We start from the raw sequence: 21,719 nt of genomic DNA on the forward strand, positions 1-21,719 counted from the left end.
TTCTTCTGCTCTGCGCCTCTGCGCGAAAAAGAATCTTGTTCGCGCAGAGGCGCAGAGGCGCGGAGATGATGTTCGGGAGGTGAACGCGTGACCGATGATCTGATCGTCGAGAGTGAAGGGCCTGTCGGCCGTATTCGGTTGAACCGACCGAAAGCATTGCACGCGTTGAATTTGGCGATGTGCGAAGGCGTGCTTGAGGCACTGGAGGCATGGCGGGGCGATGCGGCGGTCGAGGCGATCGTGGTCGATCATGCCGAGGGGCGTGGGTTCTGCGCTGGCGGGGATATCCGCATGCTTGCCGCGTCCGGTGCGACCGATGGCGTCGAGGCGCGGGCGTTCTTTCATGCCGAGTATCGGATGAACCACCGGCTGTTTACCTATGCCAAGCCGATCGTCGCGTTCATGGACGGGATCACGATGGGCGGCGGCGTCGGGCTGGCGCTGCCGTGTCGATATCGGGTGGCGACCGAGAATACCAAGTTTGCGATGCCGGAGACGGGGATCGGGCTGTTCCCGGATGTCGGCGGCGGTTGGTATCTGTCGCGGTTGCCGGGGCGGATCGGGCAGTATCTCGCGCTGACCGGGCACCGGCTCGATGGCGCGGAGTGCCTCGCGCTTGGGTTGGCGACGCATTTTCTGGCGAGCGATAGGCTTGATACGGCCAAGGCACGGGTCGCGGAGACGCCACAGGATATCGCTGGCGTGCTCGATGGGTTGGCGGTGCCGGCGCCCGACGCGAAGATTCTCGCGCGCAAGGACCAGATCGACCGGCTGTTCGCGTCGGACGTGCTGGAGGAAATCTACGCCGCGCTCGAAGCCGATGGCGGCGAGTGGGCAACGCAGACGCTCGCGACGCTGAAGACCAAGTCGCCGCAGACGATGAAGGTGTCGCTCCGGTTGCTCCACGAAGGGGCGGCGATGGCGAGTTTCGCGGACGAGATGCGGCAGGAATATGCGGTCGGCGCGCATGTCGTGCAGCGGCATGACTTTATCGAGGGCGTGCGGGCGGTGATCGTCGACAAGGACAATGCGCCGCGCTGGGATCCGGCGACGCCCGAGGATGTGACCGATCACGTGATCGACCAGATCTTTGCGCCGTTGCCTGAAGCGGAAGCGTGGACACCGGGCTGACCCGTCATCCTGACGAAAGTCAGGATCCAGTGTTGCAGGCAACGACGTTTGTGGCTCTGGATCCTGGATCAAGTCCAGGATGACGTAGTAATTGGAGAACGACATGGCCGAATACGAAACGATCCTGGTCGAGCAGCGCGGTGGCGTCACGCTCGTTACGCTAAACCGGCCTCAGGCGCTGAATGCGCTGAATTCGCAGGTGCTTGCCGACCTGATCGCCGCGTTTGCCGCGTTCGATGCGGATCCGTCGCAGAGCTGCGCGGTGCTGACTGGGAGCACGAAGGCGTTCGCGGCGGGGGCGGACATCAAGGAGATGCAGTCGCAGGGCTTCGCGGAGATGTACGCGAGCAACTTCTTCGCGGGCTGGGAGAATTTCACGCGCACACGCAAACCCGTGATCGCGGCGGTCGCGGGCTATGCGCTCGGGGGCGGGTGCGAGCTGGCGATGATGTGCGACTTCATCCTCGCCGCCGATACTGCCAAGTTCGGGCAGCCCGAGATCAAGCTCGCGGTGTCGCCGGGCATGGGCGGATCGCAGCGGCTTACGCGCGCGGTCGGCAAGGCCAAGGCGATGGAGATGTGCCTGACCGGGCGGATGATGGATGCCGAGGAAGCTGAGCGCGCGGGGCTGGTCTCGCGGATCGTGCCGGCGGACGAGTTGGTCGAGGAGGCGGTTAAGACGGCGACCACGATCGCTGCGATGGCGCCGCTGGCGGTGCTGGCGAACAAGGAAATGGTCAACGTGGCGTTCGAGACGGGGCTGGCGATGGGCGTCCAGTTTGAGCGGCGGCTGTTCCACGGGTTGTTCGGGACCGCGGACCAGAGCGAAGGTATGGCGGCCTTCGTCGAGAAGCGCGCCGGGACCTGGACGGGGAAATGATCGTAGTCCCCCTCCCGCTTGCGGGAGGGGCTAGGGGAAGGGCGCGACGTACGTACCGGCGTCCGGTCTGTGAGGCACGCCCCTCCCCCAACCCCTCCCGTGAACGGGAGGGGAGCAAAATTAGGAGAGAGAACATGGCACGGATCGGTTTCATCGGGCTCGGCAACATGGGCGGCGGCATGGCGGCGAACCTTGCCAAGAAGGGTCACGACGTCCGCGCGTTCGATCTGAGCGCGGACGCCTTGGACAAGGCGAAGGCCGCTGGCTGCCTACCGGTCGCGTCCGCTGCCGAAGCCGCCGATGGCGCCGAGGCGATCGTGACGATGCTCCCCGCCGGCAAGCATGTCGCGGAGGTCTATGACGCGCTGTTCGGCATCGCGTCGCCCTCCGCCATCCTGATCGACTGTTCGACGATCGACGTCGCCACCGCCAAGCAGGTTGCCGCCGCGGCGCAGGCCAAGGGACTCGTCGCGGTCGACGCGCCGGTCTCGGGCGGGATCGGCGCGGCGAATGCGGGCACGCTGACCTTCATGGTCGGCGGCTCGGCGGAGGCGTTTGACCGCGCGCAGGCGATCCTTGCCGACATGGGCAAGGCGGTCATTCATGCGGGCGCGAACGGCGCGGGGCAGGCGGCGAAGATCTGCAACAACATGATCCTCGGCGCGACGATGATCGCGACCTGCGAGGCGTTCGTGCTGGCAGAGAAGCTCGGGCTCGATGCGCAGGCGTTCTACGATATCGCCAGCGTATCGTCGGGGCAGAGCTGGTCGATGACCACCTATGCACCGCTGCCCGGCATTGGTCCCGATACGCCTGCCGACCACGATTATCAGGGCGGATTCGCGGCGGCGCTGATGCTGAAGGACCTGCGGCTCGCGATGGAAGCGGCAAAGGACACCGGCGCGGATACGCCGATGGGCGCGAAGGCGGCCGAGCGCTACGAGGCGTTTGCCGAGGCCGGGCAGGGTAGCCTCGACTTCTCGGCGATCATCCGCACGCTGCGAAACTAGGTTTTAGAGGAAGCGGATCAGCATGAGCAGCAGGCCGAGGATCGACACCGTCCAACACAGGCTGCGCACATATTTGATGCCGAACAGATAGAGCGGGATGTAGGCGATCCGCGCACCGAACCAGAGCCAAGCCCCGATCGCACCCAGCCCGCCGGTGCGATCGGTCACTGCCAGCCCCAGCGCGAGCGCGATGAAGACCGGGTAGGTTTCCTGGAAATTCTTGAGCGCACGTTCGGCGCGGCCGGCCATCTCGCCGAGCGGCTTCTGCACGCCGTCGCGGGGCCCCGCGTTCCAGCCGAGCCCGCGGTCGCGCGTCGCGGTCTGCCCCTGGATCATAATGTAGGCGAACAGCAGGACCGTCGACCAGCCAAACAGCAGCATTTCGGTAGGCAGCGTCATGATCGATCTCCGCGGGGCAGCGGGTCTCGAACGCCGCTATGCGCGCGAGGTTGCGCTCTGTCGCAAAGGAATGGCAAGCTGCTGCGCATCGCGGGCGCGGTGGAACGCGCGGTCGGCGTCGTCGATCGCACCGAGCAGGCTGCCGAAGCACGGCATCTCGTCGATCGGATAGACGCGCGACAGGTCATGGCCAAGCGCGAAGACGTCGCGCTGCGTGAGCAACCCGATCGCGACGATGCGGTCTTGATCAGGCATATGTCACGCTCCTATGGTTTAACACACGTTAACACATTCGCGCGATTATGTATCCTTATTGTCGGACAAAGAGGCCAGCCGAGCCTTAGCCGAGGCCAAGTCGTTCGCGCGCCTGCCAACGGGCGATCATCAGTACCGATACTACGGCTAATCCAGTCGCCAGCCCGGTCCAGATGCCGACTCCGCCCCAGCCTCGGCCGAACGCGAGCCATGCGCCCACGCCGATTCCTATGCCCCAATAGCCGATCGCGGCGAACAGCATTGGCACCTTGGTATCGCCCAGCCCGCGCAACATGCCTGCGCCGATCACCTGCGCGCCGTCGACCACCTGGAACACCGCGGCGACCGCGAGCAGCGAGATCGCCAGCGCGACGACGGGTGCGTTGGCGGGCGCGTCGACGTCGAGGATGATGCCGATCAGCATTTGTGGGGCTAGGATTAGCAGCGTTGCGGTCAGCACCATGAAGCCTTCGCCGATCGCGAACGCCGCCCAGCCGGCGCGGCCGATGCCGGCACGGTCGCCGCGACCCGAGGCGAGACCGACGCGGACGGTGGCAGCTTGCGCGATGCCGAGCGGGACCATGAACGTGACGCTGGCGATCTGGATCGCGATCGCATGCGCCGCAAGTGGCACGGTGCCGAGCAGCCCCATCAGGAACACCGCGGCGATGAACACGGTGGACTCGAACCCGAGCGTGATCGCGATCGGCAGGCCGAGTTTCCAGACCGCGCGGTAGCGTGGCCAGTCGGCGCGCCAGAACCGGCCGAGCAGGCGATAGCGGCGGAACGGCTTGGCGTAGACGATGACCGCGGCCATCGCGACGAAGCTCAGGCCGTTGGCGATGCTGCTCGCCATGCCCGAGCCGAGCAGGCCGAGCGCGGGGAGGCCTGCGTGGCCGAAAATCAGCAGCCAGTTGAGCCCGGCGTTGACGACCAGCAGCCCGACCATCACCACCAGCGACCAGGCGGGTTTCTCGAGCGCCGCGACGAACGCGCGGAGCACGAGGAAGCAGAGGCTCGGGAGCATTCCCCACATCACGGCGCGGACGAACCTTGCGGCTTCGTGCGCGAGCAGCGGATCCTGGTCGAGCAGGTGGACTAGGATCGGCTCCGCATTCCACAACACGATCCACGAGGGCACGCAGAGCGTGGCAGCGACCCAGATCGTCTGGCGCACGGTCCGCCGGATATCACGCACCGCGTGCGGGCGTGCGCCGCGCTCGCGCGCGATCATCGGGACGGCGGCGGTGGTGAGGCCCATCCCGAAGATCAGGAAGACGAGGTAGAGGTTGAGGCCGAGCGTCGCCGCCGCCAGCGTGTCCGACCCGAGCCGCCCTAGCATCGCCACGTCGGTCGCGCCGACCAGTGCCTGCGCGAGATTGGTCGCTACCAGTGGCCAGGCGAGTTTCAGCGTGGCGGCGAATTCGGTGCGCCAGGGGCGGGGCGGGGTGGACGTCATGCGCTGGCTTTAGCCGGGTTGGGTGGCTTGTCGATTACTAGCGTCGATCCTCCTCTTGGTAGGGAAGGCGACGCATGGGAGGAGATGCAACGGATGCCGTCCATGCCGCCCCCTCCGTCAGGCGAAGTGCCTGCCACCTCCCCCTAGCGGGGGAGGATCAGGGCGCGATGCGGTGTGAACGGGCTCTGGCCGCGCGACCTTTCCCAACCACTCCGTCATCCTGACGAAAGTCAGGATCCAGGGTAACGGATGGTGGTCCATATGGCTCTGGATCCTGACTTTCGTCAGGATGACGGGTGGGAGTTGGCGGGAGTGCACCCAACAGCTAGCCGATGCCTATCCTACCGCATTAAACCGGCCGCCCGGAGCGCGTTCTCGATCGTCGCTTGGATACCGGTGGGCGCTTCGGCGCGTGGCCTCGCCGCAGGCTTTGGCAGCACGGGTATTGCGATCTTGGCGACGCGTTCGACCGGGGCCGGCTTGGCCGCAGTCGCCGTCCTCCCAGCCGCAACCAGGCCCCAGGACTTCGCGATCACCGCCGTGCTCGAAAGTCCGACGTCGAGCATGAACGGCCCTGCGGCGCCCAAGCGCTCGCCGTGCAACGGATTGATCGGCGTGCCGTGGCCCATGCCCGGCACGGTCCAGTCCTCGACGACGTCACGCCCGTCCGCGTCGGACCAGATCCGGTGGACGGCGGTGCCTACCCGCTCCGTCCGCACGGCCTTCGCATCGACGTCGTGGATGCCGCGCCATTGCCGCGCGATCGTGTCCGCGTTCGCCACGCTCACCGTCGCGTCCGCGCCGCCGTGCCAGATCGCGAGCGTCGGCCAGCGCCCGTTATGGCCACGCGCGCCGCTGCGGACCAGATCGACCAGCGCTGTGTCGCTGGTATCGCCGTGCCCGCGCATCCGGTCGAGTGCCTGCGACACGCCGGTGGCGGTGCCGTAGGCGAGGCCGCCGATCACCGCGCCACCCGCGAACAGGTCCGGCCGCGTGGCGAGCATCGCCATCGTCATCGCGCCGCCCGCCGACAGGCCGGTAACGTACACGCGGCTGCGGTCGAGGCCGTGGTGCGCGATCATCGTCTCGGTCATCTGCGCGATCGATTCGGCCTCGCCGCCGGCTTGTGCAGTGTCCTCCGATGCGAACCAGTTGAAGCAGAGGTTAGGGTTGTTCGCACGCGTCTGCTCGGGGAAGACCAGCGCGAAGCCCGCGCGATCGGCGAGCTTCGACCAGCCTGCACCGTGGTCATACCCGGCCGCGGTCTGCGTGCAGCCGTGCAGGACGACGACCAGTGGCGCGTTCGCTGGTAGGTTGGCGGGAACGTAGCTGAAGCCCAGCAGGGCACCCGGGTTGGTCCCGAACTCCACTAGCGGCGTCAGGCGACTCTGTACGGTGTCGCGCGGGGTCGGTGCTCCGGCGCGCGCCATGCGGGCGAGGGTATCGGCGATGTTTCTCACGTGACTCGAGCCTTTCGTCGCCAGCGTACTCGGCCGCGATCTTATCTCAACGTTGCATGTACATCATTTGTTGCTGCAATGCAGCAATAGCGTCAGGAGTCTTGCCTGATCGTGTCGCATGCTTCGGCGATCGCCGCGTAGATTCGGTCGAGATCGGAATCGTCGATGCAATAGGGCGGCATGACGTAGACGGTGTTGCCGAGCGGGCGGAGCAGCAGGTCGCGGTCTCCGAAGAACGCGAGCAGGCGCGGGCCGATCTGCGACAGATAGCCGTCCTCGCCGCGGAGTTCGACCGCGGTGATGGTGCCGATCTGGCGCGCGTTGGCGATGCGGGGGTGGCGAGCGAGGGTTTCCAGGCGCGAGGCCTGGCGTGTGCCGAGGTCGGCGATCCGCTCGCGCACCGGTTCGTCGCGCCAGATCGCGAGGTTCGCATTGGCGGCGGCGCAGGCGATCGGGTTGGCGGTGTAGCTTGACGAGTGGAAGAACATCCGCGCGCGGTCTGTGCCGTAATGCGCCTGGTAGATCGCCTCGGTCGCCATCGTCACCGCGAGCGGGATCGCGCCGCCCGTCAGCCCTTTTGACAGGCAGAGGATGTCGGGCACCACGCCCGCCTGCTCGCACGCGAGCAAGGTGCCGGTGCGGCCCCAGCCGGTCATCACCTCGTCGGCGATGAACAGCACGTCGTGGCGCGCGCAGATCCTCCGCATCTCGGCGAGGATGTGCGCGGGATAGATGTGCATTCCGCCGGCGCCGAGTAGCATTGGCTCGACGATGAACGCGGCGGGGTGTGCGGCGCAGGCTTTCTCCAGCGCGTCGAGCGTTGCTTGCGCGCATCCGGCGGCGGGGAAGGGGATCGTGCCGACGTCGAACAGCAGCGGCGCGTAGGCACGGTTGTAGACGCCGCGCGCGCCGACCGACATCGCGCCGATCGTGTCGCCGTGATAGCCGTGTTCGAGCACGAGGATGCGGTGGCGATCCTCGCCGCGATCGAGCCAATAGCCGAGCGCCATCTTCAGCGCGCACTCGACGCTGGTCGAGCCTGAGTCCGAGAAGAAGACTCGCGTAAGGTCCGGCGGCATGATCGCGGTCAGGCCGCGTGCAAGGTCTTCGGCAGGCTGGTGCGTCCAGCCGGCGAAGATGATCTGGTCGAGCTTGCCCGCCTGTTCGGCGATCGCCGCCATGATCTTCGGGTTGGCGTGGCCATGCGTGGTGACCCACCAGGACGAGATCGCATCGACGATCCGCCGTCCGTCCGACGTGTAGAGCGCGGCGCCCTCGGCATGCGTGACGAGCGGGATCGGCTCGCGCAGGCCGTGCTGCGTGAAGGGATGCCAGACGGGGGAGTCGATCATCGGAACGCTTCCAGGTCGAAGTTCGCTGCGAACGCTTCGGCCAGGGTGGCGGCGTTCAGCGGATCGAGGCGGGGCAGGCGGCCCAGCCGACGGACTTTGCCGAGCGTGGCGATCGTCGCCTCGCTATCCTCGACCGCATCGCCGACGAAGGCGATGCCGAGGATGGGGACAGCGCGGCTGCGCAGTGCCTCGATCGAGAGCAGGCTGTGGTTGATCGTGCCGAGCCCGGTGCGCGCGACTAGCACGACCGGCGTGTTCCACCGCGCGAACAGGTCTGCGAAGATCAACTCGCGTGTGACGGGGACCATCACGCCGCCCGCGCCTTCGACCACCAGCGGACCATCGACCTGGGGTAGCGCAAGCCGGTCCGGATCTATCGTCACGCGGTCGATCTCGGCGGCGAGATGCGGCGAGCATGGCGTCGTCAGCCGGTATGCTTCCGGCAGGACCCGGTCCGCGGGGACGCCGAGCGTTACGACCGAGGCTGCATCGCTGCCATCGGCGAGCCCGGCCTGCACGGGCTTCCAGTAGCGTGCGCCGAGTGCGGCGGTGAGCCCGGCGGCGAACACGGTCTTGCCGATATCGGTGTCCGTTCCGGTAACGACGATCGTCATTGCAATGCCTCTTCCATGACCTCGGCCAAAGCCTCGATATCCGCGACCGTGGCGTTGAGCGTCAACGAAATCCGCAACCGCGATCCGCCCTCGGGCACTGTCGGCGGCCGGATCCCGCGCACGTCGAACCCGGCCGCCTGAATCGCGCCGGCGACGCGCATCGTCCGCGCGGCATCGCCCAGCACCAGCGGCAGGATCTGCGATCCCGTCGCCGCGACGCCGTAGGGTGCGAGCACGCGCTCCGCCGTGGCGATCAACGTCCAGAGCCTCTCCCGGCGCGCCGGTTCGTCTGCGACGATCCGCAGTGCCTCGCCGACCGCCAGTGCCATCAGCGGCGACGGTGCGGTCGAGAAGATGAACCCGCGGCCGCGATTGACGATGAACTCGCGCATCACAGCGGGCCCGCACAACAGGGCACCCTCGCACCCCAGCGCCTTGCCGCAAGTCCTCAAGGTGATGACGTTCTCTCGGCCGTCGAGCGCTTCGGCCAGTCCGCGGCCGTCGGTGCCGAACACGCCTGTTGCGTGCGCTTCATCGATCAGCAGGACGGCGTTGTGCCGATCCGCGATCTTGGCGAGCGCTGCGAGCGGGGCTTGGTCGCCGTCCATGCTGTAGAGGCTCTCGACCGCTATCCACACGCGACCTGTGCCGCCCGACGCGCGCCACGCGGCGATCGCATCCTCGAACGCATCGGCATCGTTATGCGCAGCGGCGACGCAGGTCGCTCGCGTGAGACGCATGCCTTCGTGCGCGCTGGCGTGGATCAGCGCATCGTGGACGATCAGGTCGCCGCGCTGCGGGAGCGTCGCGAACAGGATCGTGTTGGCGACATAGCCGCTCGCGAAGAACAGTGCAGCCTCGGTCCCGAAGAACCGCGCGGCGTCCGCCTCCAGCGCCTCATGCTCGGGCGCATTGCCGCGCAGCAACCGCGACCCACCCGAGCCGACGGGTACGCCGCGCGACAGGGCCTCGATCATCGATGCCCGCAGCCGGTCCGATCCGGCGAGACCGAGATAGTCGTTCGAGGCGAAATCGATGCCGCGGCGGGGGGCGAGCGTTCGGCGACGATCCGCTGCGGCGAGGTTGGCAAGGTCTCTGACGTGGTCCGCGAACATCATCGTGTCGCCCTAGTCGCAACGTCGGCCGAAGACGATCCCGCGATGCGCACGTCGGCGCAAATCACGCTCGCGCAATCGCCTGACGTAGTTTATCCGATAAATAAAACCGGGAGAGACTGATTGCCACATCCTACTCGCCGTGCGGTGCTCGGCCAGAGCGCCGCTGCGCTCACCGTTGCCGCCACGCCAGCATTCGCGGGTGCGGCGGCGCAAGCGCCTGTACCGCGCTCGCCACGATCGACGGAGCGGCTCGACGTCTGGCGTTTCCATCTCGGCCATGCGGCGGATCTCGACCGCGATTTCGGCTTCGGACGCAATCAGCGGACCTTCGCCAAGGCGGGCGCGGCGACCGCGGATGCGGCGCTGCCGGCGTTCGACGACGGCGCGTGGCAACAGGTGCGCGTGCCGCACGACTGGGCGGTGGCGCTCCCGTTCGCACCGCCTGCAACGCCGGCGTCGAAGGATACCGAGGACGCCGTCGCCGCGCACGGGTTCAAGGCGATCGGCCGCAATTTCCCCGCCAACAGCATCGGCTGGTATCGCTGCCCGATCGCAGTCACCGCTGCGGATCGCGGACGTCGGCTATGGCTCGAATTCGACGGCGTGTTCCGCGACTGCCTCGTCTTTGTGAACGGCCATATCGTCGGGCGCAACGAGAGCGGCTATGCGCCGTTCCGCGTCGAGATCGATGATTTCCTCGATTACGACGGCGGCCGCAACGTCGTGACCGTCCGTGTCGACGCGACGCTGGGCGAGGGCTGGTTCTACGAGGGCGCGGGGATCTATCGCCACGTCGACCTGGTCCGCGCCGATCCGGTCCATGTCCCGCAATGGGGGACCGTGGTCCGCGCCGAGGTGCGGTCGGACGGCGCGCAGGTGTCGACCGCGACCGAAATCCTCAACAGCGGCGATGCGGCGGTCGAGGGCGTGGTGCGCCAGCGGATCGTCGGCCCGGATCGCCGCCCGGTCGCGGACTTGCCCGAAACCGGCTTTACGCTGCCGGCTGGCGAACGGCGCGTGCTCGACCAGCAGGCGCACGTCGCGACGCCGGTGCTGTGGTCGGTCGAGACGCCTAAGCTCTATACCGTCGAAGCCGAGATCGTCATCGGCGGGCGGGTGGTCGACCGGTACGACACGCACTTCGGTATCCGCACGATCCATTTCGACGGTGCGCGTGGGTTCCTGCTCAACGGCATGCCGGTCAAGTTGCTCGGCAGCTGCAATCATCAGGATCATGCGGGGGTCGGCACCGGCATCCCCGATGCGCTGCATGCGTGGCGCGTCGCGCAACTGAAGGACATGGGTTCGAACGCGTGGCGGAGCGCGCACAACCCGCCGGCGTCCGCGCTGCTCGATGTGTGCGACGCGGCGGGCATGATGATGATCGTCGAGGCGCGGCTCAACAGCAGCGACGACGAGGCGATGGCGCAGCTCGACCGGATCGTCCGCCGCGATCGCAACCGGCCGAGCGTGATCGCCTGGTCGCTCGGCAACGAGGAGCCGCAACAGGGCTCGGCGAAGGGCGCGCGGGTTACGTCCGAGATGCAGGCGGCGGTGCGGAAGCTCGATCCGACCCGGCCGACGACGTTTGCGTTCGACAATAGCTGGGACAGCGGTGCGGCGAAGGTCGTCGACGTGGTCGGCTTCAACTATCGCACCGACAAGATCGAGGCGTTCCACCAGCGCTTTCCCGACGTGCCGACGATGGGCACCGAGACCGGCAGCACCGTCAGCACGAGGGGGGCGTATTTCAACGACGCGGCGGCGCATGTGGTGCGCGCGTACGATACCGAGCATCCGTGGTGGGCGTCGACCGCAGAGGGCTGGTGGTCGGTGGCGGCGACGCGGCCGTATATCGCGGGTGGGTTCATCTGGACCGGATTCGATTATCGCGGCGAGCCGACGCCGTTCGCGCAGTTTCCGAGCATATCGAGCTATTTCGGCGTGCTCGACACGTGCGGCTTCCCGAAGGACAATTTTCACTATTATCGCGCGTGGTGGCGACCGGATCTGCCGCAGGTCCATCTGTTGCCGCATTGGACGTGGCCGGAAAAGATGGGGCCCGGCCGCGAGGGCCAGCCGATCGAGGTCTGGGCGCACGGCAATTGCGACGCGGTCGAGCTGCTGCTCAATGGGCGGTCGCTCGGGCGGAAACCGATGCCGCGCAACGGGCATCTCGCGTGGAGCGTGCCTTACGCGCCGGGCAGACTCGAGGCACGTGGCTTTAACAAGGGGCGGCGCGTGGCGTCTTCGGTGCGGGAGACTGCGGGGGCGGCGACAGCGGTGCGGCTGACCGCGGATCGGCGCGTGGCGAAGGCGGACGGCAACGATGTCGTCATGCTCAAGGCCGAGATCGTCGATGCGCGCGGCCGGCCGGTGCCCGATGCGGATACGCTGCTGCGGTTCGAGACGAGCGGCGGCGCGGCGGTGATCGGGGTCGGCAACGGCAATCCGACCAGCCTGGAGCCCGACGTCGCGACGCAGCGCCGCGCGTTTCACGGGCTCGCGCAGGCGATCGTCCGGGTCGGCGAGCAGCCGGGGCCGTTTGCGGTGCGGGTGAGCGGCGAGGGGATAAAGCCCGCTTCGTTGCGGATCATGGCGATGCCCGCGGGAGACCGTTGATGCGTCGTATCGCTCTCGGCCTCGCGCTGTTCGCCTCGACTGCGACCGCGCAGCCGCTTGCGCCCAAGCCGGCCAGCGGGCTCTATCTCGGTGCCGACCTGTCCTACGTCAACGAGATGGAGGCGTGCGGCACGGTCTATCGCGCGAACGGCAAGCCGGTCGATCCGTTCGTCCTGATGAAGGGGAAGGGCGGCAACATCGTCCGCGTCCGCATCTGGAACGACGCGAAGTGGACGAAATACAGCGATCTTGCCGATGTGACGAAGACGATCCGGCGCGCGAAGACGGCGGGGATGCAGGTACTGCTCGATTTCCATTATTCGGACGATTGGGCGGACGGCGAGAAGCAGATCGCGCCCGCCGCCTGGGCGAAGCTCGACACCGCGGCGCAGGCCAAGGCGCTGTATGCGTACACGCGCGACGTGTTGGGCACGCTCGATGCGCAGGGCTTGATGCCGGAGATGGTGCAGGTCGGCAACGAGACCAATCCTGAAGTCATGGGGCCGTTGCCGAACGGCAATCTGAAGGATCGCAAGATCGACTGGACGCGCAACGCGACGTTGCTCAACGCCGGGATCAAGGCGGTGCGCGACGCGGGAAAGGTTGCGACGATCAACCCGCGGATCATGCTCCACATCGCGCAGCCCGAGCATGTCGCGGCGTGGTTCGACGCGGCGGCGAAGGCGGGCGTGCGCGATTTCGACGTGATCGGGATCAGCTATTACCGCAAATGGTCGACGCGTACGCCCGCCGAACTGGGCGCGACGATCGCGGCGGTGAAGGCGCGGTACAAGGCGGACGTGATCGTCGTCGAGACCGCCTATCCGTTCAGTCCGGTCGGCGAGGACGCGTCACCCGACCTGCTGGGTGCGGATTCGCTGCTGCCGGGCTATCCCGCGACGCCGATCGGGCAGCGCGACTATCTCGTCGACCTGACGCAGGCGGTGGTCGATGCGGGCGGGATCGGCGTGGTGTATTGGGAGCCGGGCTGGGTCTCGACCGGGTGCAAGACGCGCTGGGGGACGGGGTCCAACTGGGAGAACGCGGCGTGGTTCGGGCTGAAGCGGCACGAGGCGCTGCCCGCGTTCGATTTTCTGGGGCGGCGGTATGTGAGGCGGGGTAAGTAGCGTTACCCTCTGCAGGGTTATCCTTTTTCCGTTCGTCCCGAGTAGCCGTCGAGTAGCGCCGTAGGGAGCGCATCGAGACGGCGTATCGAAGGACAGGTTGGCGCGCGGAACCTGTACCTCGATACGCGCCCTCGATACGCCTTTTGCAGGGCTACTCGGTCCCTACTCGGCACGAACGGGGGCGGGGGCGGAAGGCGGAAGGCGCGTTACTCGGCCTTCAACGCTGAGATGAAGGCGGCTGCGCGGGCGCCGACATCGGCTGCGGTCATTCCTGGGGCGTACAGGGCGGAACCGAGCCCGAACCCGGCTGCGCCCGCCTGAGTCCAGGCCGCCATGCCTTCCGGCACGATTCCGCCGACTGGCAGCACGCGCGTATCCTTCGGCAGTACCGCGCGCATCGCCTTCAGGACGGTCGGGCTGGCGGCTTCGGCGGGGAACAGCTTGAGCGCGGCGGCGCCTGCGTCGAGCGCGGCGAACGCCTCGGTCGGCGTGGCGATGCCTGGCAGCGCGACATAGCCGCGCTCGGCCGCCGCGGCGATCACGCGCAGGTTCGCGTTGGGGGCGATGATCAGCGTTCCGCCCGCCGCGCCGACGGCTTCGACGTCTTCCACGCGCAGCACGGTGCCGGCACCGACCACCGCGCGACCCTCGAGCTTACGCGCCAGCCGGGCGATGCTGTCGAGCGGATCGGGTGAGTTCATCGGCACTTCGAGGATCGTGAACCCGGCCGCGACCAGTGCCTCGCCGATAGCCTCGACCTCGTCGGGCTTCACCCCGCGCAGAATCGCGATCAGCGGGCATTTGGCGAAGGCGGCGTCGAAGGCCTGGCGGTGGTCGGTCATGCGGCAAGGTCCTGGATGCGAGTGATGCCAGCTACGAATGCGGCCTGACTATCTATATGGTGTGCGGTGCCGCCGAGCGCATCGATCGCGCTGGCATACAGCGCGCCGAGCGCGGGATCGGCGAGGATATGGACGGTCGCGCCCGGCTCGATCCGCGCGGCGGTATCCGCGCCGATCAGCAGTCCGCTCGCGAACGAGGCGGCGTGTGCGTCGTCGGCGATCCCGAGCACGCCGCGCGCGCGGATCGCGAACAGGCTGGCGGCGAGATCGCGTTTCGCGCCTTCCGCGACGCCGTCGAGAAACGCCGCCCCCGACGCGACCGGGTGGCCCAACTGGCGCGAGAGGACACCGTGCGCGCGGAGCAGCGCGAACATCTCGCCGGTCATCGCGGTGGTGAACCGGACGATCGCGCCGGCTTCGACGGTCGCCCATTTGCAGTGCGTGCCCGGCTGGCACAGCAGCGCGTCGGGTGGGACGAGCCCGGCGGCGACCGCGCCGAGCAATTGAACCTCCTCGCCGCGCATGACGTCGGCATGCAGGCCGTCACGGTACGACAGGCCCGGCACGATCGCGGTGCGCGCGTCGATTCGGTCGAGTGCGGCGGCGATCTGCGGCAGGCCCGCGGGCGCGGCGACATAGGGTACGCTGCGCCAGCCGATGTTCGATCCGACCATCCCGGCGAGCAGCATCGGCAGGTCGCCGAGCCGGTCGCGAATGCCCGCGACCTCCGCGTCATACTCGTCGGTAGCGACGGTCGCCGCGCCGCGATCGTCGCGTTCGGTCGCCACCACGCTGCCGTTCTCGATCCGGAATGCACGGCGGTTGGTCGTGCCCCAGTCGACGGCGATAAATGGGCTCATGGTCACGCTCTCGATTCTAGCCCGATCTTGCGATCGCATCTGGCCAGATATTTATACGATAATAGGAGCAAGTCCAGTAAGGAGCCTGGAAACGTGACAGCAGGGGCATGTTGCGTCAGAACCCGGGCGATGGCTACCGACATGACAGACAGCGAGACATTTCCGCCCGCCGCCGTCGCGGGTCGCAACCTCACCCACGGCATGCTCGATACGCTGGGGCGGGCGATCGTGACCGGGCGCTACGAAACGCGGCCGTTCCCGACCGAGGCGGAGATCGCCAAGACGCACGGGGTCAGTCGCTCTGTCACGCGCGAGGCGGTCAAGATGCTGACCGCCAAGGGTCTGGTGAGCGCTCGGCCGCGTCAGGGCACGGTGGTGCAGCCGGCCAGCGCCTGGAACCTGTTCGATACCGACGTGCTGCGCTGGACACTCGAGCGCAAATTCTCGGTCGAGTTGTTGCGGCACTTCAATCAGCTGCGCGTGGCGATCGAACCCGAGGCGGCGGCGCTGGCGGCGCGGTTTGGCGACACGGCGGACCTGCAGGCGATCCGCGGCGGGCTGACGCAGATGGAGGCCGGCGAAGCGGGGCTGACCGATCCGCTGGAGGCCGATATCGCGTTCCATGTCGCGATCCTGCGCGCATCGAAGAACCCGTTCTACGCGCAGTTCCAGTCGGTGGTGTCGACCGCGCTACGTACTTCGATCCGCTTCACCAACCGGATCAAGGGGCGGTCGGCGAACATCGCCGACCATGCCGCGGTGGCGGACGCGATCATCGCGCGCGATGCGGGTGCGGCGAGGGTGGCGATGACGCGGATCATCGGCGACGTGCTGGTGCTGATCGGCGAGGACTGAGGCGTATCGACGTTCGGTTTTAACCGCCAACTCCGCTTTTTCTTTGCCATGCCGGACCATTCGGGTTTGCTTGGGAGAGGCTGAACCCGGCAGTCGCGGTGCTGCGAAATCCATGAGATTTGGCGTATGGAACGGACCCCGGAACTCGTCGACAGGTATACCTCTGCGACATGCCATGCTCCGTCATCCCCGCGGAGGCGGGGATCCATAAGCTCAAACGGTCGCGATGCTATCGCGAGGCTTGCCAGTATGGGTTCCCGCCTCCGCGGGAATGACGGTTACAGGTTTGACGGGAATACGCGTCGAGCCAGTTCGAGGTGACAAAGTGTTAGGACGGCGCGCCCAGCACGCTGCATGTCGGCCCGTCCTGGCGAAAACCTTGGTGAAAGCGTTTCGCCAGTCGTGACGTTTCGCAAGACGGAGTGATGCGGGTTACCGTTGATCGCCGCCCTCCTGCCCCCTATGAAAAGTAAGACAAATCTTAGAGGATTCCTGCATGGCTGCTGACCTGTCGTCCCTAAAGCCGATCCGCCTCGCCATCGTCGGGATCGGCAAGATCGCTCGCGACCAGCATCTGCCGGCGATCGCGCAGGATCCCCGATTCGAACTGGTCGCTGCGGTCAGTCGCAACGCGGTCGTCGACGGGGTCCCGAACTATCACGATATCGCCGAACTGGTGGCGGCGGGGCATAACCTCGATGCGGTGTCGCTGTGCACGCCGCCGGTGGGTCGCGCCGAGATCGCGATGGCGGCGATCGATGCCGGGCTCGACGTGATGATGGAAAAGCCGCCCGCCGCCACGCTGTCGGAGGTCGCCCGGATCGAGGCGCATGCGGTCGCCGCGGGCCGGACGCTGTTCGCGACCTGGCACTCGCGCGAGGCGGCGGGCGTCGCGCCGGCGCGCCAATGGCTCGAAGGGCGGCGGGTCGAGCGCGTTACGATCGACTGGCGTGAAGATATTCGTCGCTGGCACCCCGGCCAGGACTGGATCCTGGAGGCCGGCGGGTTCGGCGTGTTCGATCCGGGGATCAACGCGCTGTCGATCGCGACCGAGATCCTGCCCGGCGGCTGGACGGTCGACGATGCCGAGATGCACGTGCCCGAGGGGCGGATGTCGCCGCTCGCCGCCGACCTGCGCCTGTCGTGCGACGGGCTGGTGGGGGCGCGCGTGCCGGTAACCGCTGCATTCGATTTCCTTCACGAAGGACCGCAGCAATGGGACATCGTCGTCGACACCGATGGCGGTCGGCTCACGTTGCGGATGGGCGGATCGGTGCTGGAGGTGGATGGGCAGGTCAGCGAAGCGCCCGATGCCGAATATGCGCGGTTATACGGCAAGTTCGCCGATTTGGTGCGGGCGCGGTCGAGCGCGGTCGACGTCACGCCGTTGCGGCTCGTCGCGGATGCCTTCCTGGTCGGCCGCCGCACGATCGTTCCCGCGTTCGCCTGGTAATTCCGCGCGAAGGATCGATTTTGCGCGCCCAAGTAACGCAGGATACAAATGCCTTGATCGACGATAAGCAGTCAGGAACGCGCCGATAGGCCTCACGTTCTGTCCTTATGCGAGCCCGGCAAGGGCCGAGGATAAGGATGCGTATCGGTGCTTCAGGTCAGTCCGCAGGTCGAGCAGGAATACGGCATCGCGATGGAGGCGATCGCGGTGGCGCCACTGGCGACCGCGATCGCCGAGCGACTGGCGGACGCTAACCTCGTCTACATCGCGTCCGACGATCGGCGCGCGACCGAGATCGCCGCGATCGTCGCTGCGCTTTCGCCTGCCGCGCTGGTGATCCATCTGCCGTCGAGCGATGCGCTGCCCGGCGACGACGCTCCCGCATCGCCGGCCAATGTCGGTCTGCGCGTGGCGGCGTTGCGGCGGTTGCGCGCAGGCGTCGAAGCGGGGCGCGCATCGATCCTGCTGGTAACGACCGCGGAGGCCAGCGCGGTGCGCTATCCGGCGCCTGCGATGTTCGACGTCGTCCCGCCGAGGCTCGCGCCCGGCGATACGATTGATCTCGATGCGTTCGCCGCGACCACCGCGGAGATCGGCTATGTCATCGACGATCGCGTCGACGAACCCGGTGAGATCGCGGTGCGCGGCGGTGTCGTCGACATCTTCCCGGTCGATCGCGATTTGCCCGTCCGCTTGGAGTTCGCCGATGGCAGGATCACGTCGCTGCGCCGTTACGATCCCGTCTCGCAATTGAGCCAGGGCGATTTGGACGCGATCGAGATCGGTCGTGCGACCGAGCCCGCCGTCGAACAGGGCGAGACGATCCTCGCGCACCTGCCCGGCGCGGCGGTTGCGCTCGATCCCGATGCCGGACGACGTCGTGAGCGCTTTCTCGCGGTCGCCGCCGATGGTCTGCCGCGGCGCAAGGCGGCTGCCGAACTGGTCCTCGACAAGGCCTGGGCTGCGGCGATGGCGGAGCGCGAGACGACCGCGTTTCAGATCTCCGACGATCTGCCGCCGCGCTTCATCGAACGCCGCGATCCGACCCGCGCCTTTGCCCGGTTTGCCAAGGATGTGCTCGCCGACGGGTGGCTGGTGATCGCCGGGTCGTCGCGCGATCTGCGGTTCCTGCGGCCTCGGCTGGAGCGCGCCGCGAAGACCGGGTTCGATCCGGTCGACGATTGGGCCGGTGTACTCGCCACCAAGCCGGGACAGGCGCTGCTGCTCGACGCGCCGATCGATCGTGGGTTCGTCGTCGGCGGGATTACCGTCGTCGCGGCCGCCGATCTGCTCGGCGGGCGGGCCGGCAGCCATGAGATTTCCGACGGTCGGATCGCGCAATCGATCCTGTCGAGCGAGCTGCGGTGCGGCGACGTCGTCGTCCACGAGACGTTCGGGATCGGGATCGTCCGCGGCTTGCAGGCGCTTCCCGATACGGCCGGCTTGGATACGGGCGGCGACGCGATCGTCCTCGAATATGCCAAGGGCGGGCGGCGGCTCGTGCCGGTCGCGGAGGCCGACCGGATCTGGCGTTATGGTGCCGACGAGGACGCGGTGACGCTGGATACGCTCGATGGCGCGTCGTGGCAGAAGCGCCGCGGGGCGATCGACGCGACGATCGCCGAGAGCGCGCGCGATCTGGCCAAGCTGGCGGCCGAGCGCGATGCCCGCACGACCGACCCGATCGAGCCCGACCGGGCGGCCTATGAGCGCTTCGCGGCCGGGTTCGCCTTTACCGAGACGCCCGACCAGGCGCGCGCGATCGCGACGACGCTGTCCGATCTGGCGAGCGGCAAGCCGATGGACCGGCTGGTGATCGGCGATGTCGGCTACGGCAAGACCGAAGTCGCCTTGCGTGCGGCCGCCGCCGTCGCGCTCGCCGGGCGGCAGGTCGCTATCGCCGCACCGACGACGGTGCTGGTCCGCCAGCATATCGAGACGTTCACCAAGCGGTTCGAGGGCACCGGGATCGTCGTCGCGGGCCTCTCGCGGCTGTCGAGCAGCGCGGACAAGGCGCGCGTCCGTACAGGCCTCGCCGACGGATCGATCGGCGTCGTGATCGGGACCGGCGCGATCGCCGGCAAGGGCGTGACCTACCGCGATCTCGCGCTGGTGGTGATCGACGAGGAACAGCGGTTCGGGACCGCAGACAAGGCCAAGCTCCACGACCTGGGCGCCGGGCATGTCCTGACGCTGAGCGCGACGCCGATCCCGCGCACGCTGCAATCGGCGATGGTCGGTCTGCAGGGCCTGTCGATCATCGCGACACCGCCCGCACGCCGCCAGCCGATCCGCACCGCGGTCTCCAGCTTCGACGACAGCGTCGTCCGCGCGGCGTTGCGGCGCGAACGCGCGCGGGGCGGGCAGAGCTTCGTCGTGGTGCCCCGGATCGAGGACATGGCGCCGCTCGCCGCCAGGCTCGCCAAGCTCGTGCCCGAACTCGGACTGGTCCAGGCGCATGGCAAGATGCCCGCGGCCGAGATCGACGAGGCGATGGTCGCGTTTGCCGCGGGCGACGGCGACGTGCTGCTCGCCACCAACATCATCGAGGCGGGTCTCGATGTACCGAGGGCGAACACGATGATCGTCCATCACGCCGACCGGTTCGGCCTGTCGCAGCTTCACCAGTTGCGCGGGCGGGTCGGTCGCGGCGGGCGGCGTGGCCAGGTAATGCTGTTGACCGATGGCGACGCCACGATCGCACCGGCGACGTTGAAGCGGCTGAGCACGCTCCAGGCGTTCGACCGGTTGGGCGCGGGGTTCGCGATCAGCGCGCGCGATCTCGATCTGCGCGGCGCGGGCGATCTGGTCGGCGAGGCGCAGGCCGGACACATGAAGCTGATCGGCATCGACCTGTACCAGCATCTGTTCGCGCGGGCGTTGCAGCAGGCGCGGATCGACCAGGACGGCGGGGAGCCGATCGACGACTGGGTGCCTGAGCTGCATCTCGAGTTGGGCGGCAGCCTGCCCGAGGACTGGATCCCTGAGGAGGAGGTCCGGCTGGCGCTGTACGGGCGGCTCGCGCGGATCTCCGACGTGGCGACGCTCGATCGGTTCGAGGCGGAACTCGACGACCGCTTCGGCGCGATGCCCGATCCGGCGCAGCGCCTGCTGCACGTCGCCAGGATTCGGATGCTCGCGCGGCAGGCTGGTATCCAGCGGATCGATGCGGGGCCAGCGGCGATCGCGTTCACCCCGCATGATCGACACGCGGCGAAACCGCTGGTGGAGCTGGTCGAGAAGACCGGACGGTGGATCGCGCGCGAGACGATTCCCAATCCGGTCGAGCGCGGCGCGAAGATCGCCGATCTGCTGGGCGCGATGACCGACTGACCCGGTTACTCCGCGGCGGCGGCCAGCGGCGTGAGGCGGGCTTCCTCCGCCAGCGCGTCCAGCATGACGCGGACGAGGTCGACGACGCGCGCGAAACCGGCGCCCGGCGCATGATGCTTGCGATCGAGATACAGCGTGCGGTCGAGCTCGAGCTGGATCGCGTGGATGCCGGTGCCGGGCGCGGCGTGCCGTTCGAGGATATGTCCGCCTGCATAGGGTGCGTTGCGCGCGACCGAAAAGCCGTGCGCGACGCAGGCCGCTTCGACGACCTCGACGAACCGGCCGTCCGCCGCATGGCCGAAGCGGTCGCCGATCACGATGCGGGGACCGCCGGGCGCGAGTGGCGGCATCGAATGCACGTCGAGCAGCACAGCGATCCCGAACCGTGCGCGCGCCGCCTGGAGCGCGGCGCCGACCGCGTCGTGATACGGGCGATGATCCTCGACGATCCGCGTGGTGATCTCGGCATCGGTAAACCGCCGCGCCCAGAGATCGCCGGCAGCCGATGTCCTGCGGGGGACGAGGCCGAGGCCGCTGCGCAGCTTGGCGGATTGCTGCGCCAGCGGAGTCGTCGTCGCCCCCTCGTCGATCAGCGGATCGCGTTCGTCTTCGCTGCGGTTCAGATCGATCCACGCGCGCGCGCGCAGTTGGACGATCGTGGTCTGATGCGTGCGTGCCGCCTTGGCCACCGCATCGACGAGCCGATCTTCCAGCGGTAGCAGGCCGGACAAGGGCACGCGCAACGCCGTTTTCAGCGCAAGCGGATAGTCGCGGCCCGCATGCGGCACGGAGATCACCACCGGGCTCGACGGGGGCGTCGTGCCGAAGCGTTCGAATGGCAGCGAGGTAAACGGGGCGGATGGCATCGATCCACGCTAGGGCGACCGCGCGATGCGGGCAATCGATCTGGAAATCTTAACCGCTTTGCGGCTAGGTCGACTGCAACGAT

18 protein-coding genes are annotated in these 21,719 nt (G+C 67.8%); 8 read left to right on the top strand and 10 right to left on the bottom strand.

Annotated elements, in window-relative coordinates; genetic code table 11:
• Positions 1–87: 87 nt before the first annotated feature.
• The 3 genes from C8J44_RS15665 to mmsB all read left to right on the top strand — a co-directional run bounded on the left by C8J44_RS15665 (position 88) and on the right by mmsB (position 3,021).
• Positions 88–1,131, top strand: coding sequence for an enoyl-CoA hydratase/isomerase family protein (locus C8J44_RS15665; RefSeq protein ID WP_121905220.1), 1,044 nt, complete (start codon positions 88–90; stop codon positions 1,129–1,131).
• 103 nt (positions 1,132–1,234) lie between these two features.
• Positions 1,235–2,011, top strand: coding sequence for an enoyl-CoA hydratase (locus C8J44_RS15670; RefSeq protein ID WP_121905221.1), 777 nt, complete (start codon positions 1,235–1,237; stop codon positions 2,009–2,011).
• Positions 2,008–3,021, top strand: a complete 1,014-nt coding sequence (mmsB, locus tag C8J44_RS15675) for a 3-hydroxyisobutyrate dehydrogenase (protein ID WP_404969220.1) — start codon at positions 2,008–2,010, stop codon at positions 3,019–3,021. The genes C8J44_RS15670 and mmsB overlap by 4 nt, the downstream gene beginning before the upstream one ends.
• 3 nt (positions 3,022–3,024) lie before the next feature.
• Here the strand turns inward: mmsB and C8J44_RS15680 are convergent, their stop codons facing one another.
• The 7 genes from C8J44_RS15680 to C8J44_RS15710 all read right to left on the bottom strand — a co-directional run bounded on the left by C8J44_RS15680 (position 3,025) and on the right by C8J44_RS15710 (position 9,678).
• Positions 3,025–3,420, bottom strand: coding sequence for an MAPEG family protein (locus C8J44_RS15680; RefSeq protein ID WP_121905223.1), 396 nt, complete (start codon positions 3,418–3,420; stop codon positions 3,025–3,027).
• Between the two features lie 36 nt (positions 3,421–3,456).
• Positions 3,457–3,675, bottom strand: coding sequence for a hypothetical protein (locus C8J44_RS15685; protein ID WP_056055220.1), 219 nt, complete (start codon positions 3,673–3,675; stop codon positions 3,457–3,459).
• An 85-nt stretch (positions 3,676–3,760) separates the two neighbouring features.
• Positions 3,761–5,134: an MATE family efflux transporter gene (locus C8J44_RS15690; RefSeq protein ID WP_121905224.1), complete on the bottom strand. Its 1,374-nt coding sequence runs from the start codon at positions 5,132–5,134 to the stop codon at positions 3,761–3,763.
• A gap of 341 nt (positions 5,135–5,475) precedes the next feature.
• Positions 5,476–6,564 (bottom strand): PHB depolymerase family esterase, encoded by a 1,089-nt coding sequence (locus C8J44_RS15695; RefSeq protein WP_183128804.1) that lies wholly within the window; start codon positions 6,562–6,564, stop codon positions 5,476–5,478.
• A 122-nt stretch (positions 6,565–6,686) separates the two neighbouring features.
• Positions 6,687–7,946: an adenosylmethionine--8-amino-7-oxononanoate transaminase gene (locus tag C8J44_RS15700; RefSeq protein ID WP_056055227.1), complete on the bottom strand. Its 1,260-nt coding sequence runs from the start codon at positions 7,944–7,946 to the stop codon at positions 6,687–6,689.
• Positions 7,943–8,560, bottom strand: coding sequence for a dethiobiotin synthase (gene bioD, locus C8J44_RS15705; protein WP_056055229.1), 618 nt, complete (start codon positions 8,558–8,560; stop codon positions 7,943–7,945). Before bioD ends, C8J44_RS15700 begins: the two co-directional genes overlap by 4 nt.
• A complete protein-coding gene (locus C8J44_RS15710) occupies positions 8,557–9,678 on the bottom strand; it encodes an 8-amino-7-oxononanoate synthase (protein WP_056055231.1) in 1,122 nt (373 codons plus the stop codon). The genes bioD and C8J44_RS15710 overlap by 4 nt, the downstream gene beginning before the upstream one ends.
• A gap of 120 nt (positions 9,679–9,798) precedes the next feature.
• On the opposite strand from C8J44_RS15710, the gene galA reads away from it, so the two are divergent.
• Both galA and C8J44_RS15720 read left to right on the top strand, forming a co-directional pair.
• Entirely contained in the window at positions 9,799–12,300 is a 2,502-nt protein-coding gene (gene galA, locus C8J44_RS15715) for a beta-galactosidase GalA (RefSeq protein WP_220683123.1), read from the top strand.
• Positions 12,300–13,427, top strand: a complete 1,128-nt coding sequence (locus C8J44_RS15720) for a glycosyl hydrolase 53 family protein (RefSeq protein WP_121905226.1) — start codon at positions 12,300–12,302, stop codon at positions 13,425–13,427. Before galA ends, C8J44_RS15720 begins: the two co-directional genes overlap by 1 nt.
• A gap of 206 nt (positions 13,428–13,633) precedes the next feature.
• Here C8J44_RS15720 and C8J44_RS15725 read toward each other — a convergent pair whose 3' ends face one another.
• Together C8J44_RS15725 and C8J44_RS15730 are read right to left on the bottom strand one after the other, a co-directional pair.
• On the bottom strand, positions 13,634–14,269 hold the full coding sequence (locus C8J44_RS15725; protein ID WP_121905227.1) for a 2-dehydro-3-deoxy-6-phosphogalactonate aldolase: 636 nt from the start codon (positions 14,267–14,269) through the stop codon (positions 13,634–13,636).
• The gene (locus tag C8J44_RS15730; RefSeq protein WP_121905228.1) at positions 14,266–15,129 is read right to left on the bottom strand and encodes a 2-dehydro-3-deoxygalactonokinase; all 864 of its coding nucleotides are present in this window, start codon (positions 15,127–15,129) and stop codon (positions 14,266–14,268) included. Before C8J44_RS15730 ends, C8J44_RS15725 begins: the two co-directional genes overlap by 4 nt.
• 141 nt (positions 15,130–15,270) lie before the next feature.
• Here C8J44_RS15730 and C8J44_RS15735 point away from each other — a divergent pair, with 141 nt between their 5' ends.
• The 3 genes from C8J44_RS15735 to C8J44_RS15745 all read left to right on the top strand — a co-directional run bounded on the left by C8J44_RS15735 (position 15,271) and on the right by C8J44_RS15745 (position 20,770).
• Entirely contained in the window at positions 15,271–15,984 is a 714-nt protein-coding gene (locus tag C8J44_RS15735; protein WP_121905229.1) for a FadR/GntR family transcriptional regulator, read from the top strand.
• A gap of 496 nt (positions 15,985–16,480) precedes the next feature.
• Positions 16,481–17,437, top strand: a complete 957-nt coding sequence (locus tag C8J44_RS15740; RefSeq protein ID WP_121905230.1) for a Gfo/Idh/MocA family protein — start codon at positions 16,481–16,483, stop codon at positions 17,435–17,437.
• Between the two features lie 147 nt (positions 17,438–17,584).
• Positions 17,585–20,770 (top strand): TRCF domain-containing protein, encoded by a 3,186-nt coding sequence (locus C8J44_RS15745; RefSeq protein ID WP_310886170.1) that lies wholly within the window; start codon positions 17,585–17,587, stop codon positions 20,768–20,770.
• A gap of 5 nt (positions 20,771–20,775) precedes the next feature.
• Here the strand turns inward: C8J44_RS15745 and C8J44_RS15750 are convergent, their stop codons facing one another.
• Positions 20,776–21,636, bottom strand: coding sequence for an N-formylglutamate amidohydrolase (locus C8J44_RS15750; RefSeq protein WP_121905231.1), 861 nt, complete (start codon positions 21,634–21,636; stop codon positions 20,776–20,778).
• Between the last annotated feature and the right edge of the window lie 83 nt (positions 21,637–21,719).

Source organism: Sphingomonas sp. PP-CE-3A-406 (assembly GCF_003688625.1).
GTDB lineage: Bacteria > Pseudomonadota > Alphaproteobacteria > Sphingomonadales > Sphingomonadaceae > Sphingomonas.